The sequence below is a fragment of the Yoonia sp. D2-7 genome (genome assembly GCF_055809435.1).
Map to the genome: position 1 here is coordinate 2,171,987 of NZ_CM147912.1, position 17,432 is coordinate 2,189,418.

At 55.6% G+C, this 17,432-nt stretch carries 15 protein-coding genes; 5 read left to right on the forward strand and 10 right to left on the reverse strand.

Annotated elements, in window-relative coordinates; all coding sequences use genetic code 11:
* Positions 1 to 28: 28 nt before the first annotated feature.
* The 5 genes from lpdA to AC0L7R_RS10625 all read right to left on the reverse strand — a co-directional run bounded on the left by lpdA (position 29) and on the right by AC0L7R_RS10625 (position 6,089).
* On the reverse strand, positions 29 to 1,423 hold the full coding sequence (gene lpdA / locus AC0L7R_RS10605) for a dihydrolipoyl dehydrogenase (protein ID WP_473656845.1): 1,395 nt from the start codon (positions 1,421 to 1,423) through the stop codon (positions 29 to 31).
* 92 nt (positions 1,424 to 1,515) lie between these two features.
* Positions 1,516 to 3,039, reverse strand: coding sequence for a diguanylate cyclase (locus AC0L7R_RS10610; protein ID WP_473656846.1), 1,524 nt, complete (start codon positions 3,037 to 3,039; stop codon positions 1,516 to 1,518).
* An 83-nt stretch (positions 3,040 to 3,122) separates the two neighbouring features.
* The gene (locus AC0L7R_RS10615; protein WP_473656847.1) at positions 3,123 to 3,716 is read right to left on the reverse strand and encodes a DUF924 family protein; all 594 of its coding nucleotides are present in this window, start codon (positions 3,714 to 3,716) and stop codon (positions 3,123 to 3,125) included.
* Positions 3,691 to 5,028 carry an MFS transporter gene (locus AC0L7R_RS10620; RefSeq protein WP_473656848.1) on the reverse strand — a complete coding sequence of 446 codons (1,338 nt, stop codon included), beginning with the start codon at positions 5,026 to 5,028 and terminating at the stop codon, positions 3,691 to 3,693. The genes AC0L7R_RS10615 and AC0L7R_RS10620 overlap by 26 nt, the downstream gene beginning before the upstream one ends.
* A 167-nt stretch (positions 5,029 to 5,195) precedes the next feature.
* A complete protein-coding gene (locus tag AC0L7R_RS10625; protein ID WP_473656849.1) occupies positions 5,196 to 6,089 on the reverse strand; it encodes an AraC family transcriptional regulator N-terminal domain-containing protein in 894 nt (297 codons plus the stop codon).
* Between the two features lie 166 nt (positions 6,090 to 6,255).
* Between AC0L7R_RS10625 and AC0L7R_RS10630 the strand changes: the two genes are divergently transcribed.
* Positions 6,256 to 7,206: an SDR family NAD(P)-dependent oxidoreductase gene (locus AC0L7R_RS10630; protein WP_473656851.1), complete on the forward strand. Its 951-nt coding sequence runs from the start codon at positions 6,256 to 6,258 to the stop codon at positions 7,204 to 7,206.
* A 23-nt stretch (positions 7,207 to 7,229) separates the two neighbouring features.
* Here AC0L7R_RS10630 and queA read toward each other — a convergent pair whose 3' ends face one another.
* Positions 7,230 to 8,282, reverse strand: a complete 1,053-nt coding sequence (gene queA, locus AC0L7R_RS10635) for a tRNA preQ1(34) S-adenosylmethionine ribosyltransferase-isomerase QueA (protein ID WP_473656852.1) — start codon at positions 8,280 to 8,282, stop codon at positions 7,230 to 7,232.
* A complete protein-coding gene (locus tag AC0L7R_RS10640; protein WP_473656853.1) occupies positions 8,279 to 11,581 on the reverse strand; it encodes a YhdP family protein in 3,303 nt (1,100 codons plus the stop codon). The genes queA and AC0L7R_RS10640 overlap by 4 nt, the downstream gene beginning before the upstream one ends.
* Before the next feature lie 125 nt (positions 11,582 to 11,706).
* On the opposite strand from AC0L7R_RS10640, the gene bcp reads away from it, so the two are divergent.
* From bcp to AC0L7R_RS10660, 4 genes are all read left to right on the forward strand, one after another.
* Complete coding sequence (gene bcp, locus AC0L7R_RS10645; protein ID WP_473656855.1) at positions 11,707 to 12,174, forward strand: thioredoxin-dependent thiol peroxidase; 468 nt, start codon at positions 11,707 to 11,709, stop codon at positions 12,172 to 12,174.
* A gap of 74 nt (positions 12,175 to 12,248) precedes the next feature.
* On the forward strand, positions 12,249 to 13,067 hold the full coding sequence (locus tag AC0L7R_RS10650; protein ID WP_473656856.1) for a DUF455 family protein: 819 nt from the start codon (positions 12,249 to 12,251) through the stop codon (positions 13,065 to 13,067).
* 166 nt (positions 13,068 to 13,233) lie between these two features.
* Entirely contained in the window at positions 13,234 to 14,544 is a 1,311-nt protein-coding gene (locus AC0L7R_RS10655) for a DUF5930 domain-containing protein (RefSeq protein ID WP_473656857.1), read from the forward strand.
* On the forward strand, positions 14,534 to 15,028 hold the full coding sequence (locus tag AC0L7R_RS10660; RefSeq protein ID WP_473656858.1) for a polymer-forming cytoskeletal protein: 495 nt from the start codon (positions 14,534 to 14,536) through the stop codon (positions 15,026 to 15,028). The genes AC0L7R_RS10655 and AC0L7R_RS10660 overlap by 11 nt, the downstream gene beginning before the upstream one ends.
* 83 nt (positions 15,029 to 15,111) lie before the next feature.
* On the opposite strand, the gene AC0L7R_RS10665 is transcribed toward AC0L7R_RS10660, so the two are convergent.
* The 3 genes from AC0L7R_RS10665 to prfB form a co-directional block, all read right to left on the reverse strand.
* Positions 15,112 to 15,735, reverse strand: a complete 624-nt coding sequence (locus AC0L7R_RS10665; RefSeq protein WP_473656859.1) for a hypothetical protein — start codon at positions 15,733 to 15,735, stop codon at positions 15,112 to 15,114.
* 113 nt (positions 15,736 to 15,848) lie between these two features.
* Complete coding sequence (locus tag AC0L7R_RS10670; RefSeq protein WP_473656860.1) at positions 15,849 to 16,268, reverse strand: hypothetical protein; 420 nt, start codon at positions 16,266 to 16,268, stop codon at positions 15,849 to 15,851.
* 33 nt (positions 16,269 to 16,301) lie between these two features.
* The gene (gene prfB / locus AC0L7R_RS10675) at positions 16,302 to 17,429 is read right to left on the reverse strand and encodes a peptide chain release factor 2 (protein WP_473656861.1); all 1,128 of its coding nucleotides are present in this window, start codon (positions 17,427 to 17,429) and stop codon (positions 16,302 to 16,304) included.
* Positions 17,430 to 17,432 lie beyond the last annotated feature (3 nt).

Genomic DNA, 17,432 nt, shown 5'->3' on the forward strand with positions numbered 1-17,432 from the left:
TCATTTAGACAGTTTTGAGCCGTGAAACCTACATGTGAATGACGCGGTCGTAGGCGTCTAGAACGCTTTCGTGCATCATTTCTGACAGCGTTGGATGTGGGAAGACGGTGTTCATCAGGTCTTCCTCGGTTGTTTCCAACTGGCGTCCAACGACATAGCCTTGAATCAGTTCGGTCACTTCAGCGCCAACCATGTGCGCGCCCAAAAGTTCGCCGGTTTTTGCGTCGAACACCGTTTTGATCATGCCTTCTGGTTCACCCAATGCAATCGCTTTGCCGTTGCCGATGAATGGGAAACGCCCGACTTTGACATCAAAGCCCAGCTCTTTCGCCTTGGCTTCGGTGTACCCGACCGATGCGACCTGCGGATGGCAATAGGTGCAGCCCGCAATGGATTCTGGCTTGACCGGATGTGCGTGCTTGCCAGCGATCAAATCGGCGACCATGACACCTTCGTGGGATGCCTTGTGCGCCAACCATGGCGCGCCCGCGATATCGCCGATGGCATAAAGCCCTTCAACGCCGGTCCGACAGAATTCATCGGTCACGACATGGGTACGGTCAATCTTGACGCCCAGTTCTTCAAGACCAAGATTTTCCACGTTACCGACGATCCCAACCGCAGAGATGACAGTGTCGAATTCGATCTTTTCGACTTTTCCGTTGGCTTCGATATGCGCGGTGACCTTGCCTTTACCTCGATCAAGCTGTTTGACCATGGATTTCTCCATGATTTTCATGCCTTGTTTGACGAATTGCTTTTTCGCGAAGGCTGAGATTTCAGCGTCTTCGACGGGCAGTACGCGGTCCATCACTTCGACCACGGTCGTGTCGGTGCCAAGCGTGTTATAGAAGCTGGCGAATTCAATCCCGATCGCACCGGACCCGATCACAAGTAGCTTTTTCGGCATGCGTGGCGGCGTCAACGCGTGGCGGTATGTCCAGACCAAGTCACCATCCGCTTCGAGGCCAGGCAATTCGCGGGCGCGTGCGCCGGTCGCCAACACTATGTTCTTTGCGGTAAGTTCTTCTGTGCCTTTATCGGTTTTGACGGACACTTTGCCTTTCGCGGGCAAGGTCGCTTCGCCCATAAAGACAGTCACCTTGTTCTTCTTCATCAGGTGCGCCACGCCCCCAGACAACTGCCCCGCCACCGTGCGCGACCGTTTGACCACCGCATCCAGATCGTAATCGACGCCGCTTGCTTTCAGGCCAAATTCCTTAGCGCGGTGCATCAGATGGAAGACTTCCGAGGACCGCAACATGGCCTTCGTAGGGATACAGCCCCAGTTGAGGCAGATGCCCCCGAGGTTTTCACGCTCAACGATGGCGACTTTCATGCCAAGCTGTGCGCCCCGGATCGCGGCAACATAACCGCCCGGTCCTGCACCAATTACAATCAAGTCAAACGTCTGTGCGGCCATTGGAATCTCCTCCAGAGTGAAATTAGTTTGACGTTAAACTAATTTCTCGGGGACCTCTAGTGACCTGACGTCATAGCAGCTATCGCATTGCGTCAAAACTCGATCATGCCGTCACCTTCGGCGATTTTCCACTTGTCCCGGCCATCCTTTTTCGCAGCGTAAAGTGCTGTATCTGCAGCCTTTATCAGTTCTTTAGCCTGCGTTCCATGTGTTGGATAAATTGCGATGCCGGCAGAAATCGTCACTTTGGGTAATGGCCCACCGACGTATTTGACACGCATTTCCGCGATGGATGCGCGCAGTTCTTCGGCAATTTCGCTGGCGCGGGTCCGGTCCGTTGCTGGCAAAAGGATCGAAAACTCTTCCCCGCCGACACGGCAAACCACTGCCCCGTCCGCATCCAGTGCGAGCATTTTTTCGGCAATGGCTTCCAACACGACGTCGCCAGCATCATGGCCATGTTCGTCGTTAAAGTTCTTGAACTTGTCCGCATCGACCGACAACAGGGCAAAATTTCCTTGGCGCGATGCAGTTTGCGCCAATTCGCGGCTAAGCGCGTTCATAAAGTAGCGCCTGTTATAAAGACCTGTGAGCGAGTCGCGTGTCGACTGATCCTGTAATTCGTCGCGCAATTTCACATTAGCAATCGCCATTGAAATATGTTCGCCACATCGGGTGATAAATGCAGGTGCGTCAATGACGCCGGGGTTACGGCTTTCATCCACAAATTCGAGATGCAGCAGTCCGACGGTATCCCCATGCGCCACAATCGGCACACATAGATAGATGCCCGTCTTTTTTTCCTTATTATGTGCGTCCTTCACATGATCACACACAAAACAAAGCTCTTCGGGGTCGTAGGTATACGACCGGCCACGCCGTAAGGCCCAGCAGCTGTCCGGAGCGACATTGTCTTGGTCCGATCCGCAATTCCATGCGCAGGCGACTTCCAAAACATCACGTGAATTGGAATAAATGAACAACTGACCGCGGGTGCCAGGTAGAACCTTGCACATGAAAGTCGTGACGATATCGAACAGTTCTTTCAGTGACTTACATGACTGCAACCATTCATCCATCTGGGCCAGCAACGACGCTTCGCGCTGCCGCGCGCGTTCGTCTTCTAAAACCTCAGATGCTTTGCGTTCTGCTTTTTCCGCTTCCGCTTTTGCGACGTTCAAGGCGGCAACTGCGCGGCGTGCTTCGGTCACATCGCTTAGCGTTACAACATGCCCACCACCGCGCATCGGGCGCACTTTGGCCGCGACGACCCGTCCCGACGGCATCTGACAGTCATACTGGAAAGGCCGCGTGAGCTGAAACATATCCAGAAGTTCGCGGAGCTTTGCCGTCGAAAACTCCCCACGATCCCGCCCCATCGTCAGGAATTCTTCGAGCGGTGTGCCTTCACCGATGTGTTTGGGTTCAAGTTCAAGAACCTCGAAAGTACGTCGGTTGTGAAGTTCGCAGATACCTGTCGCAGACCAATAAATGACGCATTGTTCAAGCGCATCCATGATCAAGCGGGCCGTGCTTGGTTCCGAAGCGTGCGCTTTGGTTTTCTTTTGGTCGACTTTCACATGCGAATCTTTTTTCGCAATCGGATCCTGTTTCATTCGTACTTCCCTGCTCGTTTGGCACACCATCACCGAGGGAAGAAAATATCTTCTTAATGTTTCTGCATTGGTTCAAATTCGAATTATTTTGCCGCTGCGCCCTGAACCTGACGCAGCGCAAAACCGTAGCCGCCCGCATCAAGAAATGCCTGTTCAGCCGAGGTGGTTTCGCGTCCTAAGGCCGCGTTACGATATGGGAACCGCCCGAATTCCGCGATGATATTGCGATGGGCTAAGCAGTGATCGTGGTTGTTTGCACCGGTTTCAGGCATCCGCGTCGCAAACAGTTCAATCGCGAGGTCATGATCGCCAAGGTCTTCGGAATGCATCAGTGGCATGTAAATGAATTGCCGTGCGGGTTCGGTGATTTTCATATCCCAGCCCCGCGATAGCGCCAGACGTGTTGCATCCCGACTGGCCGCATCCGTCGCAAAAGCGTCCCCGCTGCCACGAAACATATTGCGCGGAAATTGGTCGCAAAGGATCAGGTAGCTGAGCAGGTCATCGGGCGTGTCTAGCCAGTTCTGACAACCGCCATCACGCGCCACACGCCACGTTTCTTGAAACCGCTGGGTAATGTCCGCGTCGACGGCATCATTGGCGATATACCAATCCTTTGGCTTTAACGTTTCAAGCCAATAGGTCCGGACATCAATTGGTGTCGCGATCTGTGTCATCTGAAGTCTCCTGATCAGCGTTCGCTTCATCATCTGCTTCTGCTTCCGCTTCGGCAATGACTTCTTCTTCCGCTTCGATGTAGACCTCTTGTGCGACCTCGGCGATCACAGCAGTACCTGCCGCAGAAATCGGCGCGTATGGTACGTTGTCATATTCGATATCGCGTTCGCGTTGCGTCATCCGGAACAAGGCGTAGAGAGCGATGCCCGCCATCAGCACCAAAAGGAACATCCAGTATCCACCGGGCCCAACCTGATCCATCATCCAACCCAAGATCAACGGACCCGACACAGCACCCACCCCATTGACGAACAACAATCCGCCAGACGCGCCAGCCATGTCTTCTTTTTCGAGGTAGTCATTGGTGTAGGCGATCAGCAGCGCATAGAGCGGATTGGATGTCCCGCCCATGATAACGCCGCCGATTACGATCGCGATAAAGCTGTCTTCCACGATCGCACCCGCGCCATAGGCCACAAGACAGCCACCTGCCCCGAATGCGCCAAGACCCACAATCAGGATTCGACGATCAATCCGGTCCGATAGCCAACCGATTGGATATTGGAAAACGAGCGCGGAGATATAAATCGCGGATATGAAGACCGAGATTTGCCCAACCGTCAGCCCCACGCGCTGACCATAGACAGCCGACATACCGAATTGGGCCGCAAACACCCCGCCCAACAGGAACATCCCGACGCTGCCTAATGGCGAAGTCTTGATCAATTGCTTGATGCTCATGGGTTTGGCTGTGCCGAATTCGGGGATACGTCCCGCGCTCAATAGAATTGGTGCAAAAGCCAATGAAACGAGCATTGAGGCCACGATAAACAGAACATATCCGCTGATATCGCCCAAGGTCACAAGGTATTGCGCCGAAACGATGCCCGCCATTTGAACGATCATGTAGATCGACAGCGCTTGGCCACGGTTTTCGTTCTCGGATGAATCGTTCAGCCAGCTTTCGGCGGTGATATACACGCCGCAAAAACAGAAACCGATCACTGTGCGGCCCAAAATCCATGCCCAAGGTTCGGTCAGGACTGGATATGCGATCAAAACGGCTGAAATCGTGGATGCCAACGCCGCAAAGACACGGACATGCCCGACCTTGCCGATCATCTTAGGGGTGAACCGCGACCCGCCGAGAAAGCCCAAGAAATAGGCCGACATGACGACCGAAATTTCGAGCGTTGAAAAGCCTTCGACTTCTCCGCGCAGACCCAACAGCGTCCCTTGCAGGCCGTTGCCGATCATCAACATAAACATGCCTAGGAACAATGCCCAAGACGCAAAAAACACCTGTACCATGTTGATCTCCTTACGGGTCGGCTTACCGCCGCGCCTAAGCCCGAGAATCCGGTGGGTCTAGTCTGAAAACGACACCACTAGCGACATTTTGCTAACGCAGCATAAAGTTCCCTGTTTCATGCTGGGGTTGCACGCAGAATTTCGATTCAGCGCGCTCGCGATTTCGCCTAGTTTAGGGTAAATGCGGGGTGTTGCGCATCACCCCATTGCCGCGGTGATTGCCCATACAAGCGTTTGAATTCGCGGCTAAATTGCGATGGACTGACATAACCGACATCAAGGGCTGCTTCATTCACCGTCATGCCACCCGCAATCTTCATAGCCGCATTATTCAAGCGCATCGATTTTACAAACTGGATTGGAGACATTGTCGTCGCGTTCTTAAATTTGCGGTGAAAAACGGCACGGCTCATCCCCGCACGCGCGGCCATATCATCAATCGAAATGGGTTCCCTGAGGTGTGTAGAAACATGCGAAATAGAACGCGCAATTGCATTGCCGACGCCAAACGCCTGTCGCGCGACATACCCTGCTTCGCCTTTCAAAACCGCATAAAGCAATTCGCGCAGCCGCGACTGACCCAGCACCGCCTGATCCGTTTCGTTTCCCACGAGCGCGAGTAGCCGCATCAAAGCATCCGCAAATGCGTCATCCCACTGCGCGAGCCTGATCCCTTGCGAAACAGGGACCTGTCGCGAAGGTATCAAACCGCCACCTGCGTCCTCCATTTCGCGTGCGAGTTCCCCCATGATGCGTGGATCAAGCGATATGTAAACACCTACCAGAGGATCGTCATGCGATGCCTGAGGCGTCCCTGCTTCGACCGGCATCGACATGGGGCAAACCATGTATTGTAGACGATCATAGACGTAGCGATGGCCGTCCAGCACCGCTTCTTTCGCGCCAGATGCAATGATCACGATGCTGGGTTCGTATACCGCAGGAACGCATGGCACAGGGTCCGACACGCGGAACAGCTTTACCCCGGCAATGCCGCTTTGAATCAATCCATCCGTCGTCATCTGACGGTTGATGATATCTTTGATCTGGTCTTGTTTCATGGCGCCACCCTAGCAAGGCGTCGCGCGCATATGCAATGACTTGAGACGATTAGGCAAGTATTCGAGATGATACAGACTATTTACGTACGACACCGACACTTATCTACAATCACAGCAAAGGAACACCAAACGCGACACTGCTTCGCGACAGCACGAGGAATTTGATATGACTGACACGCAATTTGGCCAGCAGGGCTGGACACCGGAAAAGCTTGGGTCACTGACTGGCAAGACCTACGTCATCACCGGTGCGAACGCTGGAACCGGATTTCAAGCCGCACGGATTTTTCTATCTAAGGGCGCGAAGGTTGTGATGCTGAACCGCAGCGCTGGAAAATCCATGAAGGCAATCGATGATCTGAAACAGGAATTCGGGGCGAATGCCGATGTCGGTTTTGTTCAAATGGATTTGGCAGAGCAGGCAAGCGTCCGTAGCGCCGCCGCAAAACTGCTCGATATCGCCCCCCAGATTGACGCGTTGATCTGTAACGCGGCAATTGCACAGGTTCCAACCCAAAAGCTGACAGTGGACGGCTTCGAAAGCCAATTGGGGACAAACCACTATGGGCATTTTGTGCTTTGCGGCCTGCTGTTTGACCGGATTGAAAAATCGCAAGGCCGGATCGTGGTTGTCGCCAGCCTTGGGTACAACATGGGGATCAAAACCATCCAGTTCGATGACATGAACTGGGACAAAAACTATAGCCCGAACCCCGTCTACAGCCAAAGCAAGCTTGCGCAGATGATGTTTGCCTATGAGTTGCAGGACCGGATCAAGGCCGCGCATAAAGCAGTGGACGTTTTCGTCTGCCACCCCGGGTCATCTGCAACGTCGCTGATCTCGACCAGTGGAAGCCTTGTCATGCGAGCGGTTTTCCGGCTGATGGCAATGTCTCCGTTGGTACAATCTGCCGAAAAGGGAGCCTACCCCGAAGTCATGTGCGCGACCCAAGACGGTCTCGAACAACGCGCCCTTTACGGACCGACGGGCCGCATGGAATGGGTTGGACCCGTTGGCAAAGGCACGTTGGAACCGCATGCCTACGACAAAGCGGTGATGAGCAAGCTTTGGACGGTATCAGAACAAGCGACCGGATTTGATTGGTCATTGGACTGAAGCAGGTTCGACTGCGTCGCGCATCACCCCTTGGGCAGCAATACCGATGAATCCCCGTAGGAGAAGAACCGGTAGTCGTGATTGAGAGCGTGGGTGTAGATCGCTTTGATCTGATCCACACCCATCAATGCCGAAACCAGCATCATCAATGTTGATTTCGGCAGGTGGAAATTTGTCATCAACCCGTCGGTCAGTTGGAACTGGAACCCTGGTGTGATGAAGATGTCGGTGGCCCCCGACCATGCGTGCAACTGGCCGTCCTTCGCTGCACTTTCGATCAAACGTAACGCAGTGGTGCCAACGGGAATGATGCGCCCGCCTGCGTCTTTGGTTGCGTTCACCTCCGCCGCGGCTTGCGCTGTGACGTCACCCCGTTCGGCGTGCATTTTGTGGTCAGCAATATCGTCGACTTTCACGGGCAGGAAGGTCCCTGCGCCGACGTGTAATGTCACCTTGGTAAATTCGACACCCATATCGGCCAGCGTTTTCAACAGCTTGTCATCGAAATGTAGCGACGCAGTGGGGGCCGCGACCGCGCCCTTGTTTTCAGCCCATGCCGTTTGATAGTCGGTTTTGTCCGCTTCATCCGCTGGCCGTTTGGCTGCGATATAGGGCGGCAAGGGCATCGCCCCGACGGCGTTCAAAGCCGCATCAAAGTCATCGCCAGTCAGGTTGAATTGCAAAAGCCCCTGCCCGTCCGCGCGGCTGATCATGGTCGCTGACAGATCGTCGGAAAAGATGATCTCTTCGCCGTCTTTCACTTTTTTCAACGGCTTGATCAAGGCGGCCCATGCGCCATTCGGTTGCGGGTCGAGCAGCGTGACTTCGATCTTCGCCGACATCCGTCCCTGCGCCGTATCGCGCCACCGTAAGCCGGATAGGCGTGCGGGAATAACCTTTGTGTCGTTCAGGATCAGACGGTCGCCGGGGCGCAGGATACTAGGCAGATCGAACACGTGTTTGTCTGTGATCTGATCCCCTTGCGCCAACAACAGTTTGGCGGCTGTGCGCGGCTTTGCGGGCCGCACCGCGATCCGGTCATCAGGCAGCGAAAAGTCGAAATCGGAAAGCTTCATTGTGGAACCTGTGGCGGGGCACGGCGAAAGATTTCGCGGAACATGCCGGGTGTCAGTGCGGACAGTGGATTGACGCTGACGCTCGGTGCGTCCGCTGTGCCGCCGATGTTAAAGTTGAACCCGATGAGACCTTCTCCACGGCGTGTGAAAATCGACCCAATCGCGTTGATGATGTAGAGCGGTGAAATCACGCCCTGAAAGTCCATTTGTTTGCTGGCGAGCGTGTAAATCCCATCCAGCGAAATGCCAAGCCCCGGCCCCACCGCGCTTGATTGTGTCAGGATGACTTGCTGTGGGGTCAGGCGGAACCGCGCGTCGACTTCGTCAAAGGCGATGCCCTGCCCGTCCAACTGCTGCAACAGGCCAACAACGCTGATGGCATCCAAAAGCGCGGCTATGGCTGGGGCATCTTGGATGCGCAGGCTACGGATCGCCAAGGCCCCATCAAACGTCCCGTCGCCGCCCGTCGGCAGTAGCGTCAGGTCAAGCGTGCCGCCCCGTGCCCCCCGCAAAAGACCCGTCGCACGCGCCACCCCGCCCGCATCGTCACTGAGCAATCGTACAGCAGACCGCCCGTTGCGCGGGGCAACCGTTCCTTGAATGTTGGCTGCATCGTTGATCTTTGCTGTGAATTGGCCTGCAAAGCCACCGGAGCTGGTGAACTCACCGGCAAATCGGTTCAGCGCAATCCCTTGCGTCACCTGCAACCTGTCGAGCGCGATTGAAATAGGTCCCGTCGCCCCGCCAGAACTTGGGCCAAAGTTGGCGCGGCGCAGATCGATTGCCCCACCTTTGATTTCGACACCAACTGGACGGCCTTCGCCGCGTCCTCGCAGCGTGATCGGTGCGTTCAGCCAATTTCCGACCTGCACCTGTGAAAAACGCGCACGGTCCAAGGACCCGTCGCCCTTGAAGGTGACATCGCCGCGGGCGGTTAACCCGCCTCCGGAAATTGCGATTTCATCGACCTGTGGCGCATCACCCAAGCGTCCAGTTACCCGCAAATCTCCCGGTGTTTGCCGCGCTTTTGCCCACCCCACCGCAGGGATCGCCACGCGCATGCCGCGTAAATCAGATGAGATGGTATATTGCGGTGCCTGACCCGATGGTATGCGCAGGTCGATCCGCGCAGGCGCCGTGCCAGCCACCGATCCCGGTGGGAGAGACACATTGAAAGCGCGCAGTGTGTTTTCCGACAAAGTCAGCCCAGCTTGCAGCCTACTGCCCGTTCCATCGAAGCGCTGGACCCAAGATCCATTCATCCCGATCCCGTCAACAGTCGCGGCACCCGAAATTTCAAGCCTCGTTTGATCCGCGAACAGTGAAAGGCGATCAGCCGATAGACGACGATTGGGGATCAGCCGGTTTGAATTGATGCCGCGCAGTTCAGCCGTCACTTCAACATCAAAATCAGCAGGTGTATTCCCGCGCCGCATCGGATGACGCAGATTGATCCGTGCGTTCACGCGCCCGTCGGCGACATCAACGGGCAGTTTCGCACGTGTCGTAAAGCCGAGCGGCGGCAAGTCCATCATCGACATCACTGCGGTCATTGATCCGCTGAGGCGAATGTCATGTTCTGCAGGGCGCGGGTCTTGTTTCAGATCAGGCATATGCAGGACCGAACCCGTCGCATCTAACCGACCGCCAACAGGGGCTGCCACATGGCCAGCATCCAAGGTTGTCGTGAACGTGTCGGCTGTAAATGTGCCCAGGCCCGCGGCACCAACAATGGGTGGCATCGAATTCAGGAACCAGATTTCCGCGTTTTCAAATGCGTAGTTTCCTGCAACTTGCGCGGCGGCGCCCGGACGTTTCCGAAAGGCGAAATGCAGATCGGAATAGTCGGCCAAGGGAACTTGACGTTCGAGCCACCCGCGCACTTTCCCAAGCGATTGCGCGGGCCAAAGCTGCAGCAACGCCGCTTGATCGAACTGATCGATGCCCGCGTCAATAGCCACGTCCCATCCTGCATCAGTTGCCGCAAACCGGCCTTTACTAAGGATGTCAACGGTTTCGGTCTGCACAAAGACCTGACCGAGATCGATTGCAAAGGGACTGAGATTCAGGCGCATATCGACCTGCGTGTTGGGCAGTGTCAGGCCGTTTTCATACAGACCCGGCGGGTTTAACAATGTATCGGCAAAGCTGAATTGCCCAACAAGCGATTGCGGAAGACCATCTTCGATGTCCTTCAGAAACGCCTGACCATTTGCGCGTAGATTGCCCCAATCACTGCTCACCTCAATCTGATCAAAACTGATCGTCTGTGTGGCTGGATCAAAGTTGAGATACGCCTTGGCTGCGTCGAACCGGATCGGTTCTGTGGCCGCATTGGGCTGCAACGCACCCTGTCCCAAGGCCAATGTGGCATTCAGTGGGCCAAGTGCGCCTGCTTCATCCATAACGGTCCGAAGCGTCAGCGAAATCGGGGCGTTGATATCGGCCATCCAGCTTAGCGCCGCCGATTGCGCCGCGATATCGGACGCGAAGGCATCTGTGACGTTCACGCCAAAATCTGCCGCGCGGCTGCCGCGTGGACTATTATATGTCAGCGCTAGATCTGTGACACCTGCCCCGCCAGACAATACCGAGAAGGCCCCGCGCAAGTCGGTTTGGTCGTCGCGTAAGTCCAGATTGATCTGGCCGCCATCCACAGTCCACGCCTTACCCGCCCGCGCATCTTGGTAATTGACGATCAATCCATCCGCGCGGATCGTTTCGAGCGCGGCAAGAGCAGGCTGTTCGAACGCTTGATCCACCTGATCCAGCAATTCGGCAAAGCTGCCCGCCTGCCCCACGTCCTGCCCGCCTGTCTGAAATGCGAGTGCGACAGTGCCATCTGCGTTGCGGCGTAAATTAATCTGCGCACCACTTAACTGAACGTCCTGCATCAATGCTTCGCCTTGCAGCACAAGACCGCGTGGTGACATCAAGCCACGCACGACCGGAATGCGCGCCACTGTGGTGCCTGCCGCATCGGTCAATGTGGTATCGCGCAATGTGACTCGCGGATGCAGGTCGCGGCCCAGATTGACGGTCACTGCGCCAAAGTTCAGCGCGCCACCACTGAGAAAGTCACCTGCTGTCGCCTCTACGCGCGATTTGATCCATGAAGGTGCGGTAATGTCGCGATCCAGAATGGCTATGGCCACGATCATCACAATCACAAGCGGCGTCAGCAACAAGACGGCGGAGAGCTTGACGCTATGCCGCGTCCAATGACGCCACGCGCTGCGCGGCGGCTTTGCCCGCGTCGCCGGTTCTTCGACCGCGTCTAGCTGTGGTTCGTCGTTCATCACTGCCCATTACGGCGATCTTGGAAAGAACCCAAGAAAAAGCGCCGCATTTTGTGTCCCGGGCTTTATCTTTGCGCGCCTTGCCCTAAAACAAAACCTTAAATGCACAGACCGAAGGATAAACCATGACAAATCTTACTGTTGGCGATCCGGCCCCCGCAATCAATCTCCCACGCGACGGCGGTGGCATGGTTGATTTGTCTGAGACCAAGGGCATGAAAGTCGTGGTCTACTTCTACCCCAAAGACGACACACCCGGATGCACAAAAGAAGCGATTGGGTTTACCGAACAGGCTGCCGCTTTCGCAGAAGCCGGTGCCGTTGTTTGGGGTGTCTCGAAAGACAGCGTCGCCAAACACGAAAAATTCCGCGCCAAATACGAGCTGGGCATTCCTTTGCTGTCTGACGAAGACGGCACCGTCTGTGAAGACTACGGTGTGTGGGTCGAGAAAAACATGTACGGCAAAAAATACATGGGGATCGAACGGGCGACCTACCTAATTGACGGAGACGGAAAGATTGCGCAGATCTGGCGTAAGGTGAAGGTGCCGGGTCACGTGGACGCCGTGCTTGAATCAGTCCGCGCGCTGTAAGGATCCGAATTTTCTACGAAAATTTAGGCCTCCGGCGGGGATGATTGGTGCCAAAAGAATTGAAGGACAACGCAATGCTGCCACTGGCACAGATGGCCGTGACCGTCTTAACGACGGCTGACGGACGCGAAAAAACCGCGATATCGCGCGAGTTTGCGCAAGCATGGCGCGATGCACGTGCGGCGGGCGAAGTGCCCGAAATTGGTCATGCCAACCCGCCGGATATGCCTGCACGTCCCGCCGCGCCAGAACTGCTGAACCCACGCGATGTGCCACACCGCAAGCCCGGCACACCCGAGGGCCGCATCGCATTGTTGCACGCCGTGGCCCACATTGAGCTGAACGCCGTTGACCTGCATTGGGACATCATTGCACGCTTTACGGACGTGAAAATGCCGATTGGATTCTACGATGATTGGGTCCAAGCCGCAGATGAAGAATCCAAGCATTTCAATCTGATGTGCGACTGTCTTGAAGCGGAAGGATCGCACTATGGCGCCCTGCCTGCGCATGCGGGCATGTGGCGTGCAGCTGAAGATACAAAGGGCGATCTTTACGGGCGCTTGGCCGTCGTGCCGATGGTGCTGGAGGCCCGCGGATTGGACGTCACACCGGGGATGATCAAAATTTTCAAACAGGCAAAAGCCCACGATGCGGTGGCCGCCCTTGAGACAATCTATGCCGAGGAAGTCCATCACGTGGCATACGGATCGAAGTGGTTCCACTACCTTTGTGGCCGCCAAGAAGAAGATCCAACGCCGTTCTTTCACGCCCTTGTGCGCAAGTATTTCCACAGCGATCTGCGCCCTCCATTCAACGAAGAAAAGCGCGCCGAGGCGGGTATTCCACCGGATTTCTACTGGCCGCTAACCAAGGATGGACGACCGACTTAACCGTAGATCGGCAGAAACCCGCGCAAAAACGCCGAAAATGTCGTGTTTTCGCCTGCTTATCTGCCAAAGTTGTTGCGGGATGCCGACCTATTCCCTAACACAATCGCACGCGGACCAACGGGTGTGGGAGCCTGCCGTGTAGGGAATTGGGACAAGAGGGCATCACGTGCGATCACGGCTGACTAACCGCATTCACCATTGGCTTGAGCAATACTTTCCGGAGAAGCGCCTTTTCTTGCGCTCGGATTCTGAAACGCGCTTCATTCGTTTGATGCCAGAAACACAGCTTGTCGCTTGGGCTGGCAGCATCGTTGTTGTCGCGTGGACGATCATCGCCACTGCGATTTTGCTGATGGACAGCATCGGATCTGGCAACTTTCGGGCGCAGGCCCAGCGTGACCAGATGGTCTATGAGCACCGCTTGAACGCTTTGTCTGCCGAACGCGACGCACGTGCTGACGAAGCAATGGCCGCGCAGGAACGGTTTAGTTCAGCGCTTGAGCAGATTTCGATCATGCAATCCGAATTGCTAGCCACCGAAGATAAACGCCGCGAATTGGAAACCGGTCTTGAGGTTGTTCAAGCCACGCTGCGTAGCACGATGCGCGAACGTGAAGATGCACGCGACCAACTGGCCACAATTGCCGCTGACGGTACCGACCCTGCCGCAGTTGACGCCATCAGCGAAGAAGCAAACGGCACGGTTGAATTGCTGGCCTCTGCGCTGGCCGAAACATCTGCCGAACGCGACCTTATCGCCGAGGATGCCAAATTCGCAATTGATCGTGCCTCCGAGATCGAACTGGAACTGCGCCTGCTGCAGGACAAGAACGACGAAATCTTCCGCCAGCTGGAAGAAGCGATGCTTGTTTCTGTTGAACCACTGGATGATATGTTCCGCGCTGCGGGCATGAACCCTGACAACCTGCTGGCCCAAGTCCGCCGTGGATATTCTGGCCAAGGTGGCCCACTGATGCCGCTGTCTTTCTCAACACGCGGCGGCACGCCTGATCCAGATGCTGAACGCGCGAACGGGATTTTGGGCAAGCTGGACCGGATCAACCTGTACCGCATTGCAGCCGAACGCGCCCCGTTTGATATCCCAGTGAAAGCGAACTACCGCCTGACATCCGGTTTTGGTCAGCGTTGGGGACGCCTGCACGCTGGTACTGATTTTGCAGGTCCTGTCGGCACACCTATCTATGCAACCGCTGACGGCGTTGTCACATCTGCGGGTTGGTCGTCCGGTTATGGTCGCTTGATTAAGATCCAACACGAGTTCGGTATTGAGACCCGTTATGCCCACCTGAACCGCATGCGCGTGTCAGTTGGACAAAGGGTCTCGCGCGGCGAGCGGATTGGTGATATGGGGAACTCCGGACGGTCTACCGGACCGCACTTGCATTACGAGGTTCGCGTTGGCGGATCACCTGTTAACCCGATGATTTACATAAGAGCTGGACAAGATGTTTTCTAAAAGCAAAATCAACGAACCTGCACCTGCCGCCGGCGACAAGCCCGCTACAGACACTGCTACAGCAAAGCCTGCCGCATCCTCTGGCTCTGCTGATTACAAAGCTGCCGCACCAAAAGCGAAGCCACCAGCGTCCACGCTGTCCGCTGACCTTTTGATCACTGGCAACATCAAAACAACTGGCGATATCAATATCGAAGGTCAAGTAGACGGCGACATCCGCGCCCACCTGCTGACAGTTGGCGAAGGTGCCACTGTGAAAGGCGAAGTCGTTGCTGATGACGTAGTGGTCAACGGCCGCGTTGTTGGCCGTGTGCGTGGCCTAAAGGTCCGCCTGACAGCGACTGCACGTGTTGAGGGTGACATCATCCACAAGACAATCGCTATAGAGTCTGGTGCCCACTTTGAAGGTTCCGTGCAGCGTCAGGACGATCCATTGTCCACTGCTGGCACAGCGCCAAAAGCGAAGATGCCAGAAAACAAGTAAGCCGTTTACACGGCTGACACGACAAAGGCGCCCCAATTCTGGTGGCGCCTTTTTTGTTGCTTCAGTGGGTATGTGACGATCCGTTACTGCGCCGCGAAGATCACGCCACCCATCGTTTCGCCATTGAATGCCGCTGCAAGCTGGCCTTCCGGATAGAACCCGCCGGACAACGCACCGCTTTCGCCAGCATATGTCACGCTACCGGTCAGTGTGGTTCCATTCGCAATCGCTGCAACACTGACGTCGCCATCAACGCTAACCAATGTGTTGTTGCCGAATGTGTAGATCACCTCAAGCGGGCCGGTTGAGGTGCCACTTGCGTTTGTCACGGCGTAATTGCCGGTAAATGTCGCGTTACTCTCGGGGGCCGTTGTTGCAGTTGTACCGGTAATACCAGCAAATCCCCCGCCATTGCTGATCCCACCAATCGCAAGCATATCCGCGCTTTGCACTGCGTTCCCGCTGGTTTCATCGTCAGAGAACGCTGAGATTTCAGTATCCGTCAACGTCAATTCGGGGATGTCGATTGTCCCGGTGGTTTGCTCAATTGAAACGGCACCGTCGGCGTCTTGGTTTACCGCGCCTGGATCGACGTAGGTTGCCACATCGTCCGGTACGTCAGTCGTGAAGTTGAACGGGTTAGACCCGTCGCCACAGGCGCTCAATGCCAAAGTCGTCAATAGAAGTGGGATAGGGAACCTGATCATCTTGCTGCCTCGCGCTTGGATTGTCCCTCTTTGCGAGGGCATCGTTTACACGTCAGCATCAAGATTTGGCCCATTGGCGCAACGCATGAGTGTGCTGCGCCAATGGATCGCGTTTAGTTTGTGCCGTAAAAGACACCACCGATGGCGTCGTTATTGAATGCGCCAGCAACGGCATCGTCACCGTAGAACCCGCCTTCAAATTCCGCAGTTTCGCTACCGAATGTTACCGAACCGGTTACTTGACCGTTTGATGCAACGTCGCCGTCAACAACAAGTGCTGCGCCAGCAGCGCTTTCCAGCGTGTTGCCGGACAAGTCATAGACTAAGCTAATCGGACCGGTGCGTCCTGCGCCCGACGTTTCGCTCACGGCAAACCGACCGTCGAATGTAGCGTCACCTGCAGGGGCGTCACCAAGAGTTCCAGTAATACCAGAAAATGCAGTACCGCCTGCCCCGCCAGACACGCCGCCGATGGCAGTCACGTCGTCAGTGATAAAGCTGTTCGCGTTGTCTACGCCGCCATTGAAGCCCACCTGCCATGCAAGTTGGTCATTGGATCGGTTACATCAGTCCTCAGCCGTCGCATCGGCGCGGCTCATTCCTGATACGTCCATGGCGAGCGTTGCGGCCATCAAGCCATCAAGATCACCATCAAGAACCCCTTGGGTATCGGATGTTTCAAACCGTGTCCGGAGATCTTTCACCATTTGATATGGCTGCAGAACATAAGATCGGATTTGGTTGCCCCAACCTGCATCGCCAGCATTCTCGTGAACTTCATTAACTAACGCAGAACGTTTATCAAGTTCGATCTGATACAATCGCGACTTGAGTGCCTTCATCGCGATGTCACGGTTTTGGTGTTGGGATTTTTCAGATGACGTGACCACGATCCCGGTTGGGTGGTGCGTAATCCGCACTGCGGAATCGGTGGTGTTGACGTGCTGACCACCAGCACCGGAAGACCGGTAGGTATCCAAACGAATGTCCGCTGGATTCACCTCGATTTCGATATTGTCGTCGACAACCGGATACACCTTCACAGATGTAAAAGACGTGTGCCGCTTGGCGGCGCTATCAAACGGCGAAATCCGCACGAGACGGTGCACGCCGCTTTCCGACTTCAACCAACCATAAGCGTTCTGGCCGCTGATCTTGTAGGACGCGGATTTGATCCCCGCCTCTTCGCCCGGTGTCGTGGATTGCAATTCGACCTTATACCCTTTGCGTTCGGCCCAACGGACATACATCCGCGCCAGCATCGACGCCCAGTCACAGGATTCAGTCCCGCCCGCGCCAGAGTTAATTTCGAGGAACGTGTCGTTGCCGTCCGCTTCGCCGTCAAGCAAGGCTTCGAGTTCTTTCTTGGCCGCAAGTTCAGCCAGTTCGCCTAGCGATGCTTCGGCTTCGGCAACTACTTCGGCGTCGTCTTCCATTTCGCCGAGTTCGATCAGGTCGACCGTGTCGGTCAGTTCCTGTTTCAGCTTCTCGTAGTTGTCGATCCCGTCGACAAGATTTTGACGATCGCGCATCAGCTTTTGGGCCGCGGTCGCATCATCCCACAGGTTCGGGTCCTCAACGCGCGCGTTGAATTCTTCCAAGCGGTGCGGCGCTGTTTCGTAATCGAGCCGCTGTGCGAGCAAAGCCAATGACTTTTCAATGGCCGCAATCGTGTTTTGTGTCTCAGCGCGCATGGA